At 44.7% G+C, this 21,226-nt stretch carries 17 protein-coding genes and 1 other RNA gene; 9 read left to right on the top strand and 9 right to left on the bottom strand.

The window, feature by feature from the left end:
• Positions 1–46: 46 nt before the first annotated feature.
• Together dnaJ and dnaK are read right to left on the bottom strand one after the other, a co-directional pair.
• Positions 47–1,192 (bottom strand): molecular chaperone DnaJ, encoded by a 1,146-nt coding sequence (dnaJ, locus tag OCV37_RS04475; RefSeq protein ID WP_038182135.1) that lies wholly within the window; start codon positions 1,190–1,192, stop codon positions 47–49.
• Positions 1,193–1,394: 202 nt separating this feature from the next.
• Positions 1,395–3,305 (bottom strand): molecular chaperone DnaK, encoded by a 1,911-nt coding sequence (gene dnaK / locus OCV37_RS04470; RefSeq protein ID WP_038182136.1) that lies wholly within the window; start codon positions 3,303–3,305, stop codon positions 1,395–1,397.
• Between the two features lie 482 nt (positions 3,306–3,787).
• On the opposite strand from dnaK, the gene OCV37_RS04465 reads away from it, so the two are divergent.
• Together OCV37_RS04465 and OCV37_RS04460 are read left to right on the top strand one after the other, a co-directional pair.
• Positions 3,788–4,717: a TAXI family TRAP transporter solute-binding subunit gene (locus OCV37_RS04465; protein ID WP_038182138.1), complete on the top strand. Its 930-nt coding sequence runs from the start codon at positions 3,788–3,790 to the stop codon at positions 4,715–4,717.
• A gap of 124 nt (positions 4,718–4,841) precedes the next feature.
• Positions 4,842–6,761 carry a TRAP transporter permease gene (locus OCV37_RS04460; protein ID WP_051680590.1) on the top strand — a complete coding sequence of 640 codons (1,920 nt, stop codon included), beginning with the start codon at positions 4,842–4,844 and terminating at the stop codon, positions 6,759–6,761.
• Positions 6,762–6,869: 108 nt separating this feature from the next.
• Here OCV37_RS04460 and grpE read toward each other — a convergent pair whose 3' ends face one another.
• Positions 6,870–7,481 (bottom strand): nucleotide exchange factor GrpE, encoded by a 612-nt coding sequence (gene grpE / locus OCV37_RS04455; RefSeq protein ID WP_038182140.1) that lies wholly within the window; start codon positions 7,479–7,481, stop codon positions 6,870–6,872.
• Between the two features lie 135 nt (positions 7,482–7,616).
• Between grpE and nadK the strand changes: the two genes are divergently transcribed.
• The 4 genes from nadK (at position 7,617) to bamE (ending at position 12,215) form a co-directional block, all read left to right on the top strand.
• Positions 7,617–8,501, top strand: coding sequence for an NAD(+) kinase (nadK, locus tag OCV37_RS04450; RefSeq protein WP_038182142.1), 885 nt, complete (start codon positions 7,617–7,619; stop codon positions 8,499–8,501).
• Between the two features lie 175 nt (positions 8,502–8,676).
• Positions 8,677–10,344, top strand: coding sequence for a DNA repair protein RecN (gene recN, locus OCV37_RS04445; RefSeq protein ID WP_038182144.1), 1,668 nt, complete (start codon positions 8,677–8,679; stop codon positions 10,342–10,344).
• Between the two features lie 391 nt (positions 10,345–10,735).
• Complete coding sequence (locus OCV37_RS04440) at positions 10,736–11,305, top strand: BUD32 family EKC/KEOPS complex subunit (protein ID WP_157635000.1); 570 nt, start codon at positions 10,736–10,738, stop codon at positions 11,303–11,305.
• A 547-nt stretch (positions 11,306–11,852) separates the two neighbouring features.
• Positions 11,853–12,215, top strand: coding sequence for an outer membrane protein assembly factor BamE (gene bamE / locus OCV37_RS04435; protein WP_038182150.1), 363 nt, complete (start codon positions 11,853–11,855; stop codon positions 12,213–12,215).
• Positions 12,216–12,352: 137 nt separating this feature from the next.
• On the opposite strand, the gene OCV37_RS04430 is transcribed toward bamE, so the two are convergent.
• Complete coding sequence (locus OCV37_RS04430; RefSeq protein WP_038182152.1) at positions 12,353–12,664, bottom strand: RnfH family protein; 312 nt, start codon at positions 12,662–12,664, stop codon at positions 12,353–12,355.
• On the bottom strand, positions 12,661–13,092 hold the full coding sequence (locus tag OCV37_RS04425; protein WP_038182733.1) for an SRPBCC family protein: 432 nt from the start codon (positions 13,090–13,092) through the stop codon (positions 12,661–12,663). The genes OCV37_RS04430 and OCV37_RS04425 overlap by 4 nt, the downstream gene beginning before the upstream one ends.
• A gap of 219 nt (positions 13,093–13,311) precedes the next feature.
• Here OCV37_RS04425 and smpB point away from each other — a divergent pair, with 219 nt between their 5' ends.
• Positions 13,312–13,791, top strand: a complete 480-nt coding sequence (gene smpB, locus OCV37_RS04420; protein ID WP_038182156.1) for an SsrA-binding protein SmpB — start codon at positions 13,312–13,314, stop codon at positions 13,789–13,791.
• A 68-nt stretch (positions 13,792–13,859) separates the two neighbouring features.
• Positions 13,860–14,225, top strand: a transfer-messenger RNA (tmRNA) gene (gene ssrA, locus OCV37_RS04415).
• A gap of 200 nt (positions 14,226–14,425) precedes the next feature.
• Here ssrA and OCV37_RS04410 read toward each other — a convergent pair.
• The 4 genes from OCV37_RS04410 to OCV37_RS04395 form a co-directional block, all read right to left on the bottom strand.
• Entirely contained in the window at positions 14,426–14,716 is a 291-nt protein-coding gene (locus OCV37_RS04410) for a type I restriction-modification system subunit M N-terminal domain-containing protein (protein WP_038182159.1), read from the bottom strand.
• A complete protein-coding gene (locus OCV37_RS04405; protein ID WP_169739368.1) occupies positions 14,706–17,180 on the bottom strand; it encodes an N-6 DNA methylase in 2,475 nt (824 codons plus the stop codon). Before OCV37_RS04405 ends, OCV37_RS04410 begins: the two co-directional genes overlap by 11 nt.
• 415 nt (positions 17,181–17,595) lie before the next feature.
• Positions 17,596–18,195, bottom strand: a complete 600-nt coding sequence (locus OCV37_RS04400; protein ID WP_038182162.1) for a metallophosphoesterase — start codon at positions 18,193–18,195, stop codon at positions 17,596–17,598.
• Between the two features lie 316 nt (positions 18,196–18,511).
• Positions 18,512–19,798, bottom strand: a complete 1,287-nt coding sequence (locus OCV37_RS04395) for a hypothetical protein (RefSeq protein WP_038182165.1) — start codon at positions 19,796–19,798, stop codon at positions 18,512–18,514.
• Positions 19,799–20,297: 499 nt separating this feature from the next.
• On the opposite strand from OCV37_RS04395, the gene OCV37_RS04390 reads away from it, so the two are divergent.
• Positions 20,298–21,176 carry a HEPN domain-containing protein gene (locus tag OCV37_RS04390; RefSeq protein ID WP_038182168.1) on the top strand — a complete coding sequence of 293 codons (879 nt, stop codon included), beginning with the start codon at positions 20,298–20,300 and terminating at the stop codon, positions 21,174–21,176.
• Positions 21,177–21,226 lie beyond the last annotated feature (50 nt).

Below are 21,226 nucleotides of genomic sequence, written 5' to 3'. Positions count from 1 at the left end.
AAAACCTGCCGAAGCAGGTTTTTTGACACGAATCATTTGGTTTTGCTCAGCTCGTGAGGTCATCAAAGAACTTTTTCACGCCACTGAAAAACCCTTCTGACTTGGGCTTGTGCTTACTTGCCGCTTCGCCACCACAGGATTCTTCAAATTCACGCAGCAGTTCTCTCTGACGCGAACTCAGATTCACCGGTGTCTCAACTACCAAGCGAACAATCAAATCACCGGCGGCACCACCACGAACATTCTTGACACCTTTACCCCGCATCCGGAACATTCTGCCAGTCTGCGTCTCTTCAGGCACTTTGAGATTGACACGGCCATCGAGTGTCGGAACTTCTACTTCCCCGCCGAGAGCAGCCATCGAGAAGCTTACCGGTACTTCACAGAACAGGTTATTGCCCTCACGCTCAAAGATATGGTGCTCTTTGACATGGACCTGAACGTACAAATCACCGGCTGGCGCACCCATTTCACCGGCTTCGCCTTCTCCGGTAAGACGAATCCGATCCCCGGTATCCACACCGGCAGGAATCTTCACATTGAGCGTCTTACGCTGTTGCTTGCGCCCCTGACCGTGACAATCGCGACAAGGATCTTTGACGATTTTGCCTTTACCATGACAGGTTGGGCAGGTCTGCTGCACCGCAAAAAAGCCCTGTCTCATCTGAACCTGACCATGGCCATGACAAGTGCCACATGTTTCCGGAGAGGTGCCTTTCTTCGCACCGCTGCCGTTACAGGTATCACAATGCACCATGGTTGGGACTTCAATTTCTTTTGAACAACCGCGGACTGCTTCTTCTAAAGTGAGTTCCATATTGTAGCGAAGGTCCGATCCGCGCTGTGCCCGGGCCTGACCACCACCACGGCGGCCACCCCCAAAGATATCGCCGAACACATCACCAAAGATGTCACCGAAGTCAGCACCACCGCCACCAAAGCCGCCGCCAAAACCGCCACCGCCTTGTTCAAATGCGGCATGGCCATACTGGTCATAAGCTGCTTTTTTCTGTGGGTCCGTTAACACCTCATACGCTTCTTTTACTTCTTTAAACTTATCAGCTGCGGTGTCATCACCCGGGTTACGGTCAGGATGGAATTTCATCGCCAAGCGTTTGTAGGCTTTTTTGATATCACGCTCAGCGGCATCACGGCTTACGCCTAAGATTTCGTAAAAATCACGTTTTGACATGTTCTTCGTCACCAATTAATTACTGCAAGCGACGCTTGTCGCCCGGTAGAGATGTATCGATATAGATGATATTTCACACAATGATGAAACATGACCTAAATCGACACCAAAATTACAAACAGACGGGCGTTAGAGTTCCCCCAAACGCCCGTATCATACCTGAAAAGGTCTGAAGTCATATCAATGAATTACTATTCACTGATTACTTTTTCTCGTCTTTGACTTCTTCGAATTCAGCATCAACAACATCATCATCCTGACCAGACGCTTGCTCTGCACCACCCGCTTGCTGGGCTTGTGCTTGCTGCTGTGCGATTTCCATCAGTTTCTGAGATGCAGTCATCAATGCCTGAGTCTTGGCATCAATTTCTTCCTTGTCGCCGCTCTTACTTGCCGCTTCAAGTTCACTGATTGCCGTTTCAATTTGTGCTTTATCTTCCTCAGGCAGTGCATCGCCAGCTTCTGCTACCTGTTTACGGGTTGCATGGACGATTTGGTCAGCCTGGTTACGAGCGGCCGCCAACTCTTCGAACTTTTTGTCCGCTTCTTTATTCGCTTCAGCTTCTTGAACCATTTTTTCGATTTCATCGTCGCTCAGACCGCCAGACGCTTGAATCGTAATCTTCTGCTCTTTGTTGGTCTGTTTGTCTTTCGCAGACACATGCAGAATACCATCAGCATCCAAGTCGAAGGTTACTTCGATTTGTGGCATACCACGTGGCGCAGGCTGGATACCTTCAAGGTTAAACTGCCCCAGAGACTTGTTGTAAGTCGCCTGTTTACGTTCACCTTGTAACACATGGATAGTTACAGCACTTTGGTTGTCTTCTGCCGTTGAGAACACTTGATTCGCTTTAGTTGGAATCGTGGTGTTTTTCTCAATCAGCTTAGTCATCACACCGCCCATGGTTTCGATCCCCAGAGACAGCGGCGTTACGTCAAGCAGCAGAACGTCTTTTACGTCACCGGCAAGAACACCACCCTGAACCGCAGCACCAACAGCTACAGCTTCGTCTGGGTTGACGTCTTTACGCGCATCTTTACCGAAGAATTCAGCAACTTTCTTCTGAACCATTGGCATACGAGTCTGACCACCGACCAGAATCACGTCGGTAATATCGTTCACAGACAGATCCGCATCTGCCAGCGCAACTTTCATTGGCTCAAGAGAACGCTGAACCAAATCTTCAACCAGCGACTCAAGTTTTGCACGAGTCACTTTAATATTCATGTGTTTAGGACCAGTCGCATCTGCCGTGATATAAGGCAGGTTTACGTCAGTCTGTTGCGCTGAAGACAGCTCAATCTTCGCTTTCTCAGCCGCTTCTTTCAGACGTTGCATTGCCAACGGGTCATTTTTCAGGTTGATACCTTGCTCTTTATTGAACTCATCAACCAGATAATTGATCATGCGAGTATCGAAGTCTTCACCACCTAAGTGAGTGTCACCGTTGGTTGCAAGCACTTCAAAGGTTTTCTCGCCTTCAACATCATCGATTTCGATGATCGAGATATCGAACGTACCACCACCTAAGTCGTATACAGCGATAACACGGTCACCGCCTTCTTTATCCAGACCATAGGCCAGTGCAGCCGCTGTTGGTTCGTTGATGATCCGTTTGACTTCCAGACCTGCGATACGGCCGGCATCTTTTGTTGCCTGACGCTGCGCATCATTAAAATAAGCAGGAACAGTAATTACGGCACCGGTGACGGCTTCACCCAGAAAATCTTCTGCGGTTTTTTTCATTTTTTTCAAAACTTCAGCAGAAACCTGTGGCGCTGCCAGTTTTTCATTTTTAACCTGAACCCATGCATCACCGTTATCAGCCTTGGTAATTTTATAAGGCATGATCTCGATATCACGTTGAACTTCTTCGTCTTCAAAACGACGACCGATCAAACGCTTGATTGCAAATAGTGTATTCTCAGGGTTTGTAACCGCTTGACGTTTTGCTGGCTGACCAACAAGCGTTTCACCGTCGGTATAAGCAATTACAGAAGGGGTTGTACGTTCACCCTCAGCATTTTCAATAACGCGAGGTTTTCCGCCATCCAGTACAGCAACACAAGAGTTTGTAGTACCTAAGTCAATACCAATGATCTTACCCATCAGGACATCTCCGAATAATTCTATTGTCGTTTTGTCAGTACCCCATATATGGGGTTCGAGAATCGGGTTTCAACCCCGGACTCACCGCTCAACAAACGAAGTTTGCTTCTCTATGCCCCTTAGATAAGGGCGGAAAATACCTTTTCAAGGGGAAAAATGAAAAAAATACAAATTTCCTTGTTTTATGGCCGGATATAGCGATTTAGCACGACCCGGCACCCCATCATGGCCAAAATCAATCACGGCCGTTCACGCATGATTCACTCACACATCACAAAGTTACCTTCGGTTTGGTGACCTAACTTGTATTTTGTCAATTCCGTTATACCCAGTGATATCAACATCGTGGTATCAAAACCGATACATAACATTCACATTTACACTATATTCACAGGTGTTCACACAACATATGTCCGGCATGGTGATGAGCATACCCAATGTAAATACTTCTTTTATATCCGTAGAAAAACAGGGAGTTTCTTATGTACAACATCGTCAAGAAAGGGGTGATGATTCTTGGGCTGAGTATTGCGCTACCAGCTTTTGCGAATAACTACACCATAGGGACAGGCAGTCAAAGCGGAACTTATTACCCGCTTGGCGGCACACTGGCTAAAATCTGGAGTGAAAATATCCCTGATTTCAATATGCGCGCCGAAGTCACCGCTGCATCCGTGGAAAATATCATCAAAGTCGCCACACAAAAGCAGTTAGTTGGTATCGCAATGGGGAATGTCGCGCTGAAAGCCTATACGGGTGAAAAGCCATTTCCGAGAAAAATGCCGACACAAGTGCTCTTCGCTCTTTATCCCAATGTCGTCCAGTTCATGGTTCCGGCTGATTCCGATATTCATACTATCAGTGATCTGAAAGGCAAAAAGATTTCGCTCGGAGCCCCCGGCTCAGGCACTCGGGTCAGTGCTGTGAATATTCTGAACATACTCGGTATCACGGAAAATGACGTGAAAGCACAGTCACTGAACTATACCGCGACGACAAGTGCACTGGCGAACGGACAGATTGATGCCGGGGTCATTGTCGGTAGTCTCGGGGTTGGAGCCATTACAGAGCTGGCACTGACCCGCAAGATCCGCATCCTTTCCTTTACCCCGGCAGAGCTGAAGAAAATTTCAGCCGCCAATCCATCCTATCAGGCATTCAGTGCACCGGCTGACAGTTATAAGAATGTGCCGGCCTTTGAAGTTCCTGCGGTCTGGAATGTTCTGGTCACCAATCAGAAAATGGATGACAAACTGGCTTATGAGATGACCAAAGTTGCCTTTGAAAATATCGACAAAATCCGTCAGGCGGTGGGGGTCACGAAATTTATGACCATCGATAATATGCCAAAGCTGGAAGGTGTACCACTTCACCCCGGCGCTCTGAAATACTACCGAGAACATCACCAGTAACTACATATCTCTGAACATTCACCCCATCAGGTGGCTGACTTTGCGCCGAAGTTTGTGCCGAAGCCCGTCACCTGATTGTGCTTTATCGATTTTGTGCTTTACATCATGACATTTGGAGTTAGCTATGACTCAGGTTTTATCCCGTCACACGAAATTCGCCAACAGTCTCACACTCGTGACCGGCCTGATCGCAGTTTTGCTGACGGTGTTCCAGATATGGCAGGGCATCACCGCCGATCTGTCAGCAACGGTCTTCAGACCCACCCACCTCAGCTGGGTTTTAATTCTGGTCTTTTTGGCATTTCCTGCCGCACACATTGAAACCACCTCTCCGGCTAAATATGTGGTACTGCGGTGTCTCGATATCATTTTGATCATACTCACTTGCTGGGCCGCCAGCCGGGTGATTCCATTTGATTATGATGATATCAGTTTCCTGCTGGATGGATTGCAACCGGCAGATCAATACGCCGGACTCGTCCTCATGTTGTTGCTTTTAGAAGCCACCCGCCGGACGGTCGGCATGGTCATGGTGTTGGTTGCGGTGATTTTTCTCAGTTATGCACTGTTTGGCAATGTGCTGCCGGATACCATCGCCAGTAAAGGGTTTTCATTGGAAGAGATGATCCGCTTTCACATCTATTCCACCAACGGCGTGTTTGGTGCGCCGCTGGCTATTGCCGCCGGTGTGGTATTCGTCTTTGTCTTGTTCGGTGCTTTTCTGCAAGTCAGCGGAGCCGGCCAGTTTTTCATCGATGCAGCCTTTGCGATTGCCGGTAAATCAAGAGGCGGACCGGCCAAAGCCAGTGTGCTGGCTTCCGCCGCACTGGGATCCATTTCCGGTTCCGCGATTGCCAATACGGTCACCACAGGGTCACTGACCATTCCGATGATGAAAAGACTCGGCTACAAAGCCGAACAAGCGGCTGGTATTGAGGCGGCCGCTTCAACCGGTGGACAGATTATGCCTCCGGTCATGGGTGCCGGTGCTTTTGTTATGGCACAGTTTACCGGCATTCCCTATAGCGACATTATTCTGGTGTCGATTGCACCGGCGATTCTCTACTTTGCCTGTACATTACTTTACGTGCATCTGATGGCGTGTAAGCTCAATCTGCAAGGCATGAGTGAAACGGAAAAAATCGGTCGGATTGTCAAACAGGGATGGCACTTTCTGCTGCCATTGGTGATGATCACCGCATTGCTGATCATGAGTTATTCGCCGATTCTGGTCGGTATTGCCGGATGCGCAGCTATCCTGATCGCGGCCATTACACGCAAGCACACCCAAATCAGTGTCAAACTCGTCTTTGAGGGAATGCGAGAAGGGGCAATTCTTGCGCTGCCAATTTCCATCGCCTGTGCGACTGCCGGTATCGTGGTTGGCGTGGTCGGGCAAACCGGAATTGGCCTGCAATTTACTCAGTTTCTGACTTCACTATCCGGTGGTCACCTCTGGTCTGCCCTGTTGTTTATTGCCATCGCAGCCGTCATTCTGGGCATGGGGCTGCCGGTCACGGCTGCTTATATCGTACTGTCGGTGATGGCCGTCCCAGCCTTGATGGATCTCGGCGTGCCGCTGCTCACCGCACACATGATCGTCTTCTGGCTGTCGCAGACCTCCAATGTCACACCGCCCATTGCATTAGCCGCTTTTGCCGGGGCCGGGATCGCCAACGCCTCACCGATGCGTTCGGCGGTTCAGGCCTTCAAACTGGCACAGGGATTTTTCCTGATCCCGGCGATGATGGCTTTTTCCGGCCTGATCTGGACGCAAACTGAAACACCGCTGGCATTTGTGGAATCCATCCTCGGATGTATCGCCTTAATTCTTGCTTTTGCCGGTGGTATTGAAGGCTACCTGTTCCGACCAATGTCAGCACTTTACCGCTTGATATTTCTGTTATTCGCAGCTGCGACACTATTCCTTGTCGACAATTATCGTTTGATCGGCATTGTCTGCATTGCTGTTCTGATGATATGGGAGTGGAAAAGAAGCCGCCTTTCACCCCACCACTCTCCGGCTGCACCGCAGGAAAAATAGCCAGACGGAACCATTAAACACACTGTTTTGATCGGCATAAAAAAAGGTTGGCACTGCCAACCTTTCTATTTGATTGAATCAAATCGTCATCTCATGATAATGCTGCACTTATTTGGCAACCATCACCATCGCAGGACGAACCACACGACCATTCAGTTCATAACCTTTTTGCATCACAAACATCACGGTATTTGACTCATGATCAGGACTTTCCTGAATAGACATCGCCTGATGTAATTCAGGGTTAAATGTTTCACCTTCAGGATTAATCTCTTTGAGACCAAATTTTTCAATGGTCCCGATAAAGGTTTTGTGAGTCAGCTCCACGCCTTCCAGCAGAGGCTTGATGACTTCATTCTCAGCGTCTGCCGCTTGAATGGCGCGTTCAAGGTTATCAATCACCGGCAGAAGTTCCTCGGCAAAACGACTCAGAGCGAATTTACGCGCCTTATCGATTTCCTGCTCACTCCGACGGCGGATGTTCTCAACCTCAGCCTGAGCACGCAAGACCGCATCTTGCTGCTCTTTCACCTTACTTTCACTGGTCAGTAGCGCCGCTTCCAACTGGGCAATTTTCGCGTCTTGCTCATCCTCTGGGGCATCGCTTTCATTCCACTCGATATCAGCCTCACTCCCGACGACGTCAGCCTCAGTCTGTTCTTGTGCTACCGATTCTTGCTGCAGCTCTTCTTCTTTGACTTTATTCTCTTCGTTGCTCATGATATCTCCAGAGTTCCATGATCTTTTGTATTGATGATCAACATTCAACACACTAAACATTCGCATAAAAGCATAACTTGCCTTTATTATGGGGATGAAGATTCCTGATTCAAGCCTAATTCGATTGGAAACATTATGAAAAAATCTTTTGGCGTGATTGCCATCATTGGTAAACCACGGGACCAGTCTGCGATACAAACTCATCGCGAATTATACCAATGGCTGTCAGAGCAGGGATATTCAGTGTTTATCGATGATCGGCTGAGCAGTATTCTCACCGATATTCCGCCCCAGTGTTTTTCATCGTTACTGGAGTTAGGTAAAAAGGCAGATCTGGCAATTGCCGTCGGCGGTGACGGTAACATGCTCGGCGCGGCCAGAGTGCTATCCCGCTTTGATATTCGGGTTATCGGGGTCAACCGTGGCAACCTCGGTTTTCTGACCGATTTAAACCCCGAAGATTTTCAGGCTGCGTTACAAAAAGTTCTTGAAGGCGAATATATTGAAGAAGAACGCTTTCTGCTGGAAACCGAAATTCACCGTCACGGCCAGATCAAAAGTCATAATGCCGCCTTAAACGAAGCGGTCCTCCACCCGGGCAAAATCGCGCATATGATTGAGTTCGAAGTACACATCAACGACGCTTTTGCTTTTTCTCAACGCTCTGACGGACTCATTGTTTCCACCCCGACCGGCTCAACCGCCTATTCGCTTTCTGGTGGTGGTCCGATCCTGTCACCAAGCTTAAACGCCATCTCACTGGTCCCGATGTTTCCGCATACGCTGTCATCCCGCCCCTTAGTAGTTGACGGCGATTGTCGCATCAAACTCTCTGTCTCTCCGAATAACAGAGGCACACAAGAAATCAGTTGTGACGGGCAGATTTCGCTCCCGGTCTCTCCCGGAGATGAAGTGCTGATCTACCGCAGCCCGAATAAGTTACATCTGATTCACCCAAAAGATTACAGCTACTACCATGTGCTGAGAAACAAATTAGGCTGGTCGAGCAAACTGTTCTAGAAGCTTAAGCACTTGTTCTGATTGTCATTGAGCAAAGCTCAGTTCGCCATCAATCCGGCACGATAGCCGTGATTGAGACGTTGGTGAAAATAAAATCAATTCACATCTTTACTGTATAAAGAAACAGTATATACTGTTTCTTTATACAGTATTGGTAAAACGTACAGGTGTGAACATGCTGGCTCATTTAAGCGTCAATAATTTTGCAATCGTCAAATCATTACAGTTAGAACTTTCACAAGGAATGACCACCATTACCGGAGAAACCGGTGCGGGGAAATCCATTGCCATTGATGCACTCAGCTTGTGTCTCGGTGGCAGAGCGGAAGCCGGAATGGTCCGTCAGGGGGAAGAGAAAACTGAAGTCTGTGCGGCATTTTTGCTCGATCACAACCTGCACGCTACCCGGTGGCTCGAAGATAATGAGCTTCTGGACGGCAGCGAGTGTATTCTCCGTCGGGTCATCACCAAAGAAGGCCGTTCACGCGCATTTATCAACGGTAATCCGGTGCCAATCTCACAACTCAAATCTCTCGGTCAGTTACTGGTTAATATTCACGGCCAGCACGCCCATCAGCAACTGATGAAAAGTGAGTACCAACTGACAATGTTGGATCAATATGCCGGTCACACCGATTTGTTGAAAAAAACACGACTGGCTTACCAGAACTGGCGTCAGGCCAGCAATGAGCTGAAACAGATCCGGGAAAACAGCCAACAGAATCAGGCACAACTCCAGTTGTTGGAATATCAAATCAAAGAACTGAACGAACTCTCGATAGGTGAAGATGAATTCCCCGAACTGGAACAGGAATACAAACGCCTGACGAACAGTGGTGAATTACTCACTCTCAGCCAAAATGCCATCCAGTTGTTAAATGAAGGCGATGAAGTCAACGCCATCGGTTTACTTCAGTCAACCAGTCAGGTTCTGGGCCAATTGGCCGAGCTGGATGAAAAAATGGCAATGCTGCCGACGATGATTGCAGAAGCCCTGATCCAACTGGAAGAAGCAAACAGCGAACTTCGTAACTATCTGGATCGCATTGAAGTCGATCCGGAACAAATGGCATTGATTGAAAGCCGTTATTCCAAAGTTATGTCACTGGCCCGTAAACACAATGTTCTCCCGGAAGATCTCTATCAGCATCACCAAAACTTGCGCCAGCAAATCGCTGCGCTGGATTATTCCGACGAAAAACTTGAGCAGCTTGAAAATGTTGTGGCAGAAGCGTATCAGTCATTTGTTCACCGCGCTGAAAAACTGCATCAGTCCAGAGCACGTTATGCCAAAGAACTCAATAAATTAATCACTCAGAGTATGCATGAACTCAGCATGGAAAAAGCCAAGTTCCAGATGGATATTCATTATGATGACAAGCACCCCTCCCCGCTTGGGTTTGATTCCGTAAACTTTATGGTTTCCACCAACCCGGGACAACCGCTGCAACCCATGACCAAAGTTGCCTCGGGTGGTGAACTGTCGCGGATATCCCTCGCGATTCAAGTCATTACGGCGCAGAAAGTCGAAACCCCGAGTCTGATATTCGATGAAGTCGATGTTGGTATCAGCGGCCCGACAGCGGCTGTGGTTGGTAAAATGCTTCGTCAATTGGGTGAATCAACCCAAGTCTTGTGTGTCACTCACTTACCACAAGTTGCCGGATGCGGACATCAACAACTGTTTGTCGCCAAACAAACCAAAGGCGGCAAAACAGAAACCCAGATGCTCAGGCTGGATGATCAGCAACGGATTGAAGAATTGGCCAGACTGCTTGGCGGAAGTCAAATTACTGAAACGACATTAGCCAATGCAAAAGAGTTACTACTCGTTGCTGCATAATCTATTTTAAACTAATTTATTCTATTATTAGTTTTCTGAATATCACACACATAATAAATATCGGGCTTTTGGATGAAATAATATTCGGCCCGATATTTTATTTTGATTTTTTCTGCATTTGATCTTAACTTAGTTAAAAAAATGGATAGAATGTGCCGCAATTCATGGTTGCCCATTCCAGATATTATACAAATAATACATTCATATTATGTTAAGAGAACAATGCATAAAATACATTGATAAAAACATCAATGGCGTTATTAAAATCACTGACCAAAAAAAAACCTACTGGCTAAAAATTGGCGGAGAGGATAAATCTAATTTTATCCGAAAAATATCATCGCTTGCTGGCAAGTTAAATTTATTATCATGCTTTCAGTCGAAAGCAACGATGAATTCATGGTCACGTTTTGAACATGAAAAATCGATGTTGCTTTATTTAAACTCGATTGGATTTCAGGTTCCTCAGATCGCGCTGGAAGGAAAACGTTTCTTTGTCACATCGGATCAAGGCCTGCCGCTTTCACAGGTTGAAGCGGAACGCATCACCGATGATGTCTTGATGCAGCTCATCACTTTATTTATCAAATTACACAATGCGGATATTGCCCATGGCCGCCCGGCTCTGCGCGATATATTAATCGACCAGCATAATCAACTCAGTCTGATCGACTTTGAAGAGTCAATCATGCATGCGAGCACCAAACTCAAAGCCAGAGACATTTATCTGTTACTGTTGGATCTATGTCGTATCAAACAAGTCACCATTGAACAAAAACGGCGCATCTTATGTTATTGGAAACAACAGGTTTCCGATGAACACTGGCAAAGCTTATTAGAAATTCATCAACTTTTACGCAGATTTAAACTACTTGCACATGGTATTCTATGCTTTAAAAAGAACAATAAATTAAGTCAACAATTTTTGGAGACGTGCATATTATTTGATATGTTTTTATAATCAGTCCGACTTATTATTATTCATCAGAATAAATTATTCACATTCATCAATATGACACCCGTTAATTAAGTCTCTTTAAAAATATAAACATTGATACTCATTTTATTTACTCATCAATAACCACAAATAATTATAGGATATTTTTTATTGTGGTTATTGTTCATGCTGTCCGTCCACAAGATGGCACCTTATCATCAGATACAACGTTCTTAAACGGCTTCATCTTTATTCCCCGGTTTTATGGCCCCGGTCTTCTTTCTGCCCTCTACCCTCTACCCTTTAAAAATACCCGACGATCCGATTTAACTCACCGCTCCCGGATATCGTCACCCCCATCCGTGTAGACCCGGCAAAAAATCCGCCGTCATTGCTTATCAAGGTCTATGATGGGTGATGAATATTGAAAAAAAACCGATCCGATGCAACAAAATCCAAAATTTGTAGTCAGAGTGAAGGATAAGATGGTGGGGAACCCTTTTACTTCTTCACCAAGCTTGTTTATTATCAGCCAAGCTTTCACTCTAAATGACAATGTAGTAAACAAACTATGCAATTGAAGAAGTCTCTCATCACCGCATCACTCGCAATGCTTGTCCTCAGTGGATGTTCATCGGTGACCGATATGTTGGTTTACCGAATCGATATCAACCAAGGCAACTATGTTGATCAACAAGCGGTCGATCAACTGAAATTTGGCATGACCAAACAGCAAGTCCGCTATGTCCTTGGCTCGCCGATGCTGGTTGAGAATGGTTATCCCGATACTTGGTACTACATTTATCATCATGTCTCAGGCCATGAAGACCCGGTACAGAAAAATCTGATTGTCAAATTTGACAAAAGAGGCTCACTCATTCATCTGGCCGGTGACTTTCATAACAGCGATCAATTTTTCGAAAGTATCCAATAGACCGAATCAAATCCCAAACAAGAAAAAGCTCGCATCATGCGAGCTTTTTCTCATTCAAATCATACAGACTCATTTTGTGACGCTATCCGCCGCGGTCATGAGTGACAACAATCTGCCACATCCGTACAAATCATCACTCACTCAGCTTTTGCAGCAGCTTTGGCCTGTTCAGCCCGCTTTCTGCGGATTTCTTTCGGATCGGCCAGTAATGGACGGTAAATCTCAATCCGATCCCGGTCCCGAACCGTTGCATCCAGTTTGACCGGACGGCTGAAAATCCCGACTTTATTCTTTGCCAGATCAATTTCAGGATACATCTTCAACACCCCGGACTGACGAATAATCTCTTCGACCGTCATCGCCGGAGAGACCACTAACGACAAGACGCGCTGTTCATGCGGCAGCGCATACACGACCTCAACATGAATCCGATGCTCTGCATCTGTCATACATACACCTGCTTAGCCCGTTTGGTGAAAGCATTGACCATATTATTGGTCAGATCATTGAATATCTTACCGAATGCCAGCTCAATCATCTTACTGGAAAACTCAAATTCAAGTTTCAGTTCAACTTTACAGGCCCATTCATCGAGCGGTGTAAAGTACCATCCACCCCGCAGGGTTTTAAACGGCCCGTCCACCAAGTTCATCAATATTGCTTCACCCGCCTTTAACTGATTCGACGTGGTAAACGTTTTGCTGATCCCCGCTTTGGAAACATCAACAGAAGCGACCATTTTATCGGCATCTGACGCGATCACTCTTGCACCGGAACACCCCGGCAAAAACTCAGGATAACGCATCACATCATTGACTAAATTAAACATCTGCTCAGCGCTAAACGATACCAGTGCAGAACGACTCACCTGCTTCATTGATGCTCCTTCTTCCTCTTTACACCCAAGCGTTGTGATTTTACTGTGATACACAAGTGAGCTCAAGGTCAGCATCTCCGGCTGGCACCTTCCTAACCGGCCCACCCCAACCACAGTACGACAACAAATGCAGATTTATCAGTCAATTGTGTATATTTTGCCCCAATGCCAACAAAAGGATTTCCCAACCTACACGCAATCCGTATAATACGCCCCACTATGGCAAAGAAAAAATCAAAAGCAGGGAGCAACACGATTGCTCTGAACAAAAAAGCTCGCCACGAATATTTCATCGAAGATGAGATAGAAGCTGGTCTGGAGCTTCAGGGCTGGGAAGTCAAATCACTTCGCCAGGGCAAAGCAAATATCGCAGAAAGTTATGTGTTCTTGCGTGACGGAGAAGCATTTATCTCTGGCATGAGCATCATTCCGCTGCAACAAGCGTCAACACATGTGATTGCCAACCCGACCCGGGTGCGCAAACTCCTGCTCTCACGTCGGGAGCTCGATAATTTATTTGGCCGAATCAACCGTGAAGGAATGACCCTCACAGCGCTGTCGCTGTATTGGTCTCGCTCATGGGTCAAAATAAAAATCGGAGTCGCGAAAGGTAAGAAACTGCATGACAAGCGGGATACAGTCAAAGACCGAGACTGGCAACGCCAAAAAGACCGCGTCATGAAAAGCGCGTTGCGCTAAACTTAACCATATGATTGTGCAGCACTAGACACTAGGAACAATTCTGGTAGTATGCACACTCTACCTCTGGGGCTGATTCAGGATTCGACGGGAATTTTGCAGTCTGAGGTGCATGCCGAGGTGCGGTAGGCCTCGTTAACAAACCGCAAAAAAATAGTCGCAAACGACGAAAACTACGCACTAGCAGCTTAATAACCTGCTGAGAGCCCATCTGCCCTAGCCTCTGCTTGTAGGACGGGGAGTTCAGATGGTCAAACCAAAACAAGCTGGCGTGGATTCCCCCACCTGAGGGATGAAGCGTAAGAGATAATTCAGGTTAGCTATTCATTCGCGTGTCGGTTCGCAGGTGGTAGTGAAATTAAAGATCGACTAAGCATGTAGTACCAAAGATGAATGATTTTCGGACGCGGGTTCAACTCCCGCCAGCTCCACCAAATTCGTATACGAAGACGTTCTAGAACGTTTGAAAGCCCCGCTAAGCTCCTAGCCTAGCGGGGCTTTTTGTATCTATAATGTTCGAGATTGTTTTACTAGATTCGTAAAACTTGGTACCAAGCTATGTACCAAGGTGAGTTTAGTACTAAGCATCTTGGTACTAAGTTTGGTTTAGTACCCCTCAACCCCATACCTGGATTTATAAAAATGGGCGTGACACAGAATAATGAACAGTCTCGATGTAGAAGGTACTATCGTACTCATCTTCATCATCTGCTAACTCTTCTGCTTGCGCTTGTGTTTTACCTTTACCTAGGTAGTACTGAATGACTTTCTCTTGCTCTTCTTCAAACGCATCCGACATTCGCTTTAAGAACATCATGCCAAAAATATAGTCTTTAAATTCAGAGGCATCCATGTTGCCACGAAGGATATCAGCGGTTTCCCATAGGAAAGATTCAAGCTGCTGGAGGGTGAGTTTATTGGTCATTTGTTAGTGCTACTTTAAAGTGATTCTGTATGTATCTTAACATTTCAACACCTGTTAGTTCAGGCGAAGATGTGTCTGTTCTAATGTAAAACTTGCTGTTGTCTAAAAACATTGGGGCAGGTGCTGGTAGGCAATCAATACGTACTACTGTTTTTCCGTCAAATGGTACCTCGGTCAATTGGCAGTACTGGGCGTAATCAGCACTAATTCGCGATGCTAGCTGTGCTCCTAATTCTTGAAAATAATTGTCCATCTTCTTAAACCCAAAACGTTTCTGTTCTATGTCTACACCTGTCACCTTTCCTTTATCATTGACACCTATAAGCAGAATCCCACCTTCCGTATTCAAGAACGAAACAATGTCTTTTATGATTTCAGCTTGTACATCACGATTTTTCTCTACTTTCTTCGATTCATCACGAAGCTTGTCTACATTGGCAAAAAATGATTGTTTAAACTCCATTTGGCGAGTCTCACCAAGAGAAATTAAATGCTGTAGATGCTTAACATCACTTAGCGCCGAAAGCCTGAACACCATTTCATCAGTACTATCTTCGATGGATTTATATTTCTTAGGTTCAGTGGTCAACTTCTTAAAGAACTCTTCAATTTGTTCTCGCGCTATTTCTAACTTTGATGCCACCTTTATGACTTCGAGTTGAACATCTGGCTTAGGAATGGGAATGCTTAAGGATCGAATAGAGCTTGCACTAAGTGATTGAATACTCGTTCCTGTAGGAATTTGACTCAACATTTTTCGTCCAAGTTCAGATTCAAAGAATAACTTTGCATATTCAGACAGCAGTTTCTCCTTACAAAACCTAACCTGAATAAATTTTCCTTTAGGGGCATTTGGACCTTTTAAGCTTAACAATATCGCCCCTACCTCAGGCCTAATCCTCTTAAAATAAATCGTATTTGATTCATCTAAGTCATCTACTGCCGAAGCAATACTGACTGACTTCACGAGCTTTTTATTTGAGAGAGGTACACGCTCAAAGCCTTCATGATGGCTCATAAGGGCGTCTATCTCCCGAATTACCGGAGAATTGTTCACATAATGTGTAGTGTTTAAGTTGGAGTTTTTAGACAAAATGTCATCAACTGAAACAACTTTACAAAACGTACCTACCGATTCGAACTTCTCAAATGAGCAAACAATTTTATGGATATCGTCTTCTCGCAAGACATTCATCTGCCTTTTCGAAAAGAAATCTTGCGACGCGTCAACAAACAAAACTTTATGCTTACGTTGACGTTGTTTGTTTTTGTTTATGATCACAATACTGGTAGGAATGCCAGTCCCATAAAAAAGACCGGGAGGTAAACTAACTACCGCCTCTACCAAGTCGTCTCTTAGTATTCCTTCACGTATACTTCTCTCGCCATTTCCTCTGGATAATGCGCCATTGGGCAAAATCATTCCTGCCTGACCATGCTCATTCAGGCTAGAAATCATATGTTGCAAGAAAGCAAGATCTGCGGAGCTTTTGGGCGGAACGCCATAATAAAAGCGGTTATAGCGGTCATACCAGAAAACGTCAATTTCATGAATCTTTACATTATACGGTGGGTTAGCTACGGCTATATCAAACTTCGCTAAACTTCCCTCTGTAACATGCTTCGGTTCTAGTAACGTATCACCTAGCCTTACATCTGCATTTAGTGCACCGTGCAAGAACATGTTCATCTTACAGATAGCCCAAGTATTGCGGTTTATCTCTTGTCCATATAGCGAAAAACTATCTAAATTTACTTCTCGTTCTTTTAGCGAATTACAAGCTTGTATGAGCATCCCCCCTGCACCACAAGTTGGGTCATAAAGGGACATTCCCTTCTCGGGCTTCAGAATTCCGACTAAAAGTCGTACAACCTCATTAGGTGTATAAAACTCACCCGCTTTCTTCCCTGACTCATCTGCAAACTTTTTTATTAACCACTCAAAGGCATATGAAAAGACATCGGGGCTAGTTAAGTAATTGTCACTAAGAGTGAAGTCAGATAGATAATAAATCATCTCCTTCAGAGGGTTATTTCTGGAACTTGTTTCTGGGATAAAATCGATAGCTGTTAGTACCCCTTCAAGCTCCTTAGTACCTCGTTCAATTCCATAACAAATATCGTTGAGCATATGAGCGATTTCCAAATCGCTTTCTAAATTCTCAATTTTTGACCACCTAATGGTTTTAGGTATACGAAATCCGCACTGATCTGCTGCAATTTTTTCTGACAGTTTCTCTGCTTCATCTTCTGAATATCCATCGTTTAACAACAGCTGAATTTGTTGTTCTTCGATCTCCTCGAATGAATCAGACAAGCGCTTGATGAAGACAAGCCTTAGAAACTGATCCTTAACATTTGAGAGATTTGCTCTTCCTCGAAGCAGTGAGGCGGCTTTCCATAGAATTGTATTAAGTTCTTGAAGGTTTAGATTCGAAGACATTTTATAAGTAGCTTTATTCACACGCTTAGATCCTGACATATTACTCGTGAGGATATGCCTTAACAATCATATAAACTAAAAACTGAAGTACTGGGGAGGAAGAAAATCGTACTTTATATAGAGTTGGCCGCCCAGAAGCTACTGTTGATATAACGTGCCAACTTCACAATGACAAAAATTTATTACTACCAAGTAACGAGACATTTTAGTACCAAGATAAGTACCAAGACAAAAACTCAAACTAAACTTAATCAATATAAAACAACATATTAGAATTACAGTTCAGATGCCGCCAGCACAAATCAAAGCTTAAAGACGCCCTCGGGCGTCTTTTTTCTTGTCTGGAACAAGCTCAATCGGATTCGGTGTTTATGAGTATTGTCGATAATTTCTTAGAATTGAACTCCAACGATCAATTTGGACAGCCACCAATAAATCAATGATCAGATATTGTTATCGTATGATGAGAAATATCATCGGACAGATGGAAAACATTAAATCCAATTGCTATTTTTTGATCATACTTGATCTCATCATGACAAGTATGATCAAATTGAACCCATGAAGAAGGACACGATAAAAATATAGTATTTTCTCTTTCTTCTATGAAGTAGTTATGGCAATGTCCATAAGCAAGATATTTTAAATGATTTATTTCCGATATCGATTTCATCAATAAATCACCATTATCAAGACATATCTTCTGAAACCAATCTGCTCCGATTTTAAAAGGTGGATGATGAATGAAGATGATCTTATTCGAATTCTCTCTAAGCTTAGACTTTATCGTTTCAAAATAAGCAATATCGATCTTTCCTCCGCCTAGATATTCTCCTTTTTCACTAGAATCCAAGAAAATAACATCATTGCCACATATTTGTATAACATCATGAATTTTAAATAAATTTTCTTGTGTCGCTAACTCCTGCATTAAGACTATATCATCATGATTACCGGGAATAGCATATATTGGATTGTGAGTAAAAGTTCTTATATATTGATAAAGTTCAATATAATGAGATTTATCAGCTTTCATGACCAGATCGCCAGAAAGCACTAAAATATATTCATTATATAAACTGTTTATTTAATACTAAGGATAGATTTTTCCTTGAATCGTGATTTTTGTCTTCAATACAAAAATGTATATCTGATATTTGAATGACTTTATCCATTTTTATTTAGATTCCCTATAATTTTCAACTTCGTACATATTATCCGAATTAAATCGATTATAGGGAGAGCTATCATCAGATATATCGTTTTTTTGCAATGGCCTTCACTGATATGATAAAGAATTGTGTTATGGGAAAGTTTACACAATTCTTTATCAAGCGTTGCCATCATACACCTCAATCCCAATCAGAAACCGCAAAATTATAATCATGCGCTTGTATATGACTACCGAGCTTTTCCAGTTTTGTCTCGCTTCCCACAATCCACTGCCACATAGTATCTACGGCTGATTTGGAGTTACTTTCATTCATAAATTGTGTCAGAGAGCTTGCTGGTCTCCACTTCCGATCTTGTTTGTTCCCGCCGATATAAACCCCTCGTCCATCTGTGAACGGCCCGACATCCTTTTGATTTAAGGGATTTAAAAAGCTTGGTACGATAGAGACAAGTTGCGCTTGAGATTTGTAATGCGCCAACGCTTCTAAAGTGATCTCATGCGGTACTGCAATCGTGAGGTTTTCATTAATATTGAGTGATTGTAACCACCCGACATAATCTGCATGAAACTCAACATGCCAACCATGCATCAACTTAGCGACCTTTCTCACCACTGAACGGTAAATGTGTAATCCGACCTGAGAAGGCGCACCATCTTCTGCAGCCTTTCCGCCACCGTAAGGATATAGATTCCCAACCAAAGTTGAATGTGTACCAGGAACGCCATAAAGGTGGAAGCTTCGGTTATTAACAAGACCAGTCATAGACGGCATAGTGGTAGCAAAACCAACCGAACGTTCGTCATGAGCATAAAAGCCATGATATTCAGTGACATGTTCAGGAAGTTCCCACCAATTAACCAGTTTACTGTTGAGCAGCTTCAAATTCTTGACAACCGTTTCGCCAAACTGATGTGTATAACTGGATAACCACGTCACGGCTGACATAGCAGCAAGATCCAACCAGCCCATATCTAGCGCTCGCACATTGGTACCGAGCCCAGATACAGGATCCATTGCTACGACTTTTATGTCGAGAGTAATCGACGGGCGGTCGAATTTATCCAGTTCGGTCCAAACTTTTGACACCATGTGAGCCGCATAAATACAGCCAATCCCTCCTCGACTCCACCCCATCATCGTAACAACGAGCTCAGTATCATGGCTGTGTCCGTGTTCAAGCGCCGCTTCCATGGTTGTTCTTGTATTCATGACAAATGTAACAATAGCTTGTACATCGCTTCTCATTTGCACGCCAAAAGCTGTACCGAGTCCACTTGATACAGTATTTCCGCCTTTACTACCACCGACCCCATTGATACGCAATACATTGTTAATTTGCCCATCAGCGTCTTTGGCATACTTTCCAAAACGTGACACAATTTCACCATGGATGAAACGACCTTCCTCTCTAAAATCTCTTTCATAATTAGAGTCTGTACCGTTATAAAAAACATGTAGTTTCATATATACTTTCCACCTGACAAATATTCAGCGGGCACATCAGTTAAATAAACACATTGAATTTATTAATATTTTTGATATACCCATGATTCATATTATTGAAGGTCAATTTAAGCTGATTTATCTGGTATCACTCGGCGTTATGCATGCGGTTTACAGTTTAAATCATGTTGTTAAGGGGCTAATAATCTGGCTTCGAAGGTAAAATTCATCAGACAGATATTGATATTTTTGATGTTTTCATATTCAAGATAGGTATCCGGCTGCCTCCCAGCGCCAGCACAATCCATCCCCCACAAGCATTAGAAAAGTATGATTTTTCCTGAATTGTGTCGCAAAGTGCCCCTGCGTATATCGCCACCGCCACCAAAATCGCTCACGATACCGACATCAAATCACAGCCGGGTATCACCATGACAAAACCGCAAATCATCAACAAAAACAACACCGAACGATGCGGTAACGGTTTGTTTTCCCTCCGGCTCATAGTAGGATAACCGCGATGAAAACAGCACTCGACCACCTCCCGGAGCGGAAGCAACAAGAACTTCATACCATCACCACCGTATTACGCGATACGCTGGATGATTTCTTACGCAACAAAAATGGCAGTAAAGCTGAGTTTCGGATCCTTAAAATTATCCTGTTTGGCAGCCATGCCAAAGGGACATGGGTCAGTGACCGCCCCAACGGTTATATCAGCGATTACGATATTCTGGTGATCGTCAACCGCTCGTCATTGGTCGAAGAGTACGCGGTGTGGCACAGTGCCGAAGAGCAGATCGCGCGTCGGGTTAACTCCGCCCCGCTCGGCTTGATCGTCCACACGCTCAATGAAGTCCATCAGCAACTCCAGCAAGGTCACTACTTCTTTAAAGATATTCGGGAACAGGGTATTGAACTGTTCAGTGCCGATAAGCGGGAACTGCCCATGCCGGGGAATTTAAGTGAGTCAGAGCGAGTGGCAATTGCCAGTAAACACTTTAGCCACTGGTTTGAAAGTGCTGAACAACATGAAAAATATTTCAAAATTATGTTCGAGAACAAAGACTTGAATCTCTCAGCATTCATGCTTCACCAAGCCACCGAACGCTTTTTTGCTTGCACCCTATTAGTGTGTACCAACTATCTGCCCAAAACCCACAATATTGAAAGCCTGCGCTCGATGTGCGCCCAGCAAGACCCGGCCTTTGCCGAGTTATTCCCGATGGAAAACAAGTTCCACCGTCGCAGCTTCCAGCGCCTCAAACGCGCCTACATCGATGCCCGCTATTCCGAACATTACGAAATCACCGCCGAAGAGCTGACGTATTTACAAAGTGAAGTGGACAAATTACGGGAGATGACGGAACGGGTTTGTCGCGGGAAGATAGCACCCTAGTTGCTTTGTCGTGATCAACTCAAATTGTCGTGTTCAACTCAAATTGGACT

Origin of the sequence: Vibrio rhizosphaerae (assembly GCF_024347095.1) — a bacterium.
Classification (GTDB): Bacteria; Pseudomonadota; Gammaproteobacteria; order Enterobacterales; family Vibrionaceae; genus Vibrio; species Vibrio rhizosphaerae.
The sequence above is the reverse complement of the archived record's forward strand: the minus strand, read 5'-3'. Positions and strand labels throughout refer to the sequence as shown.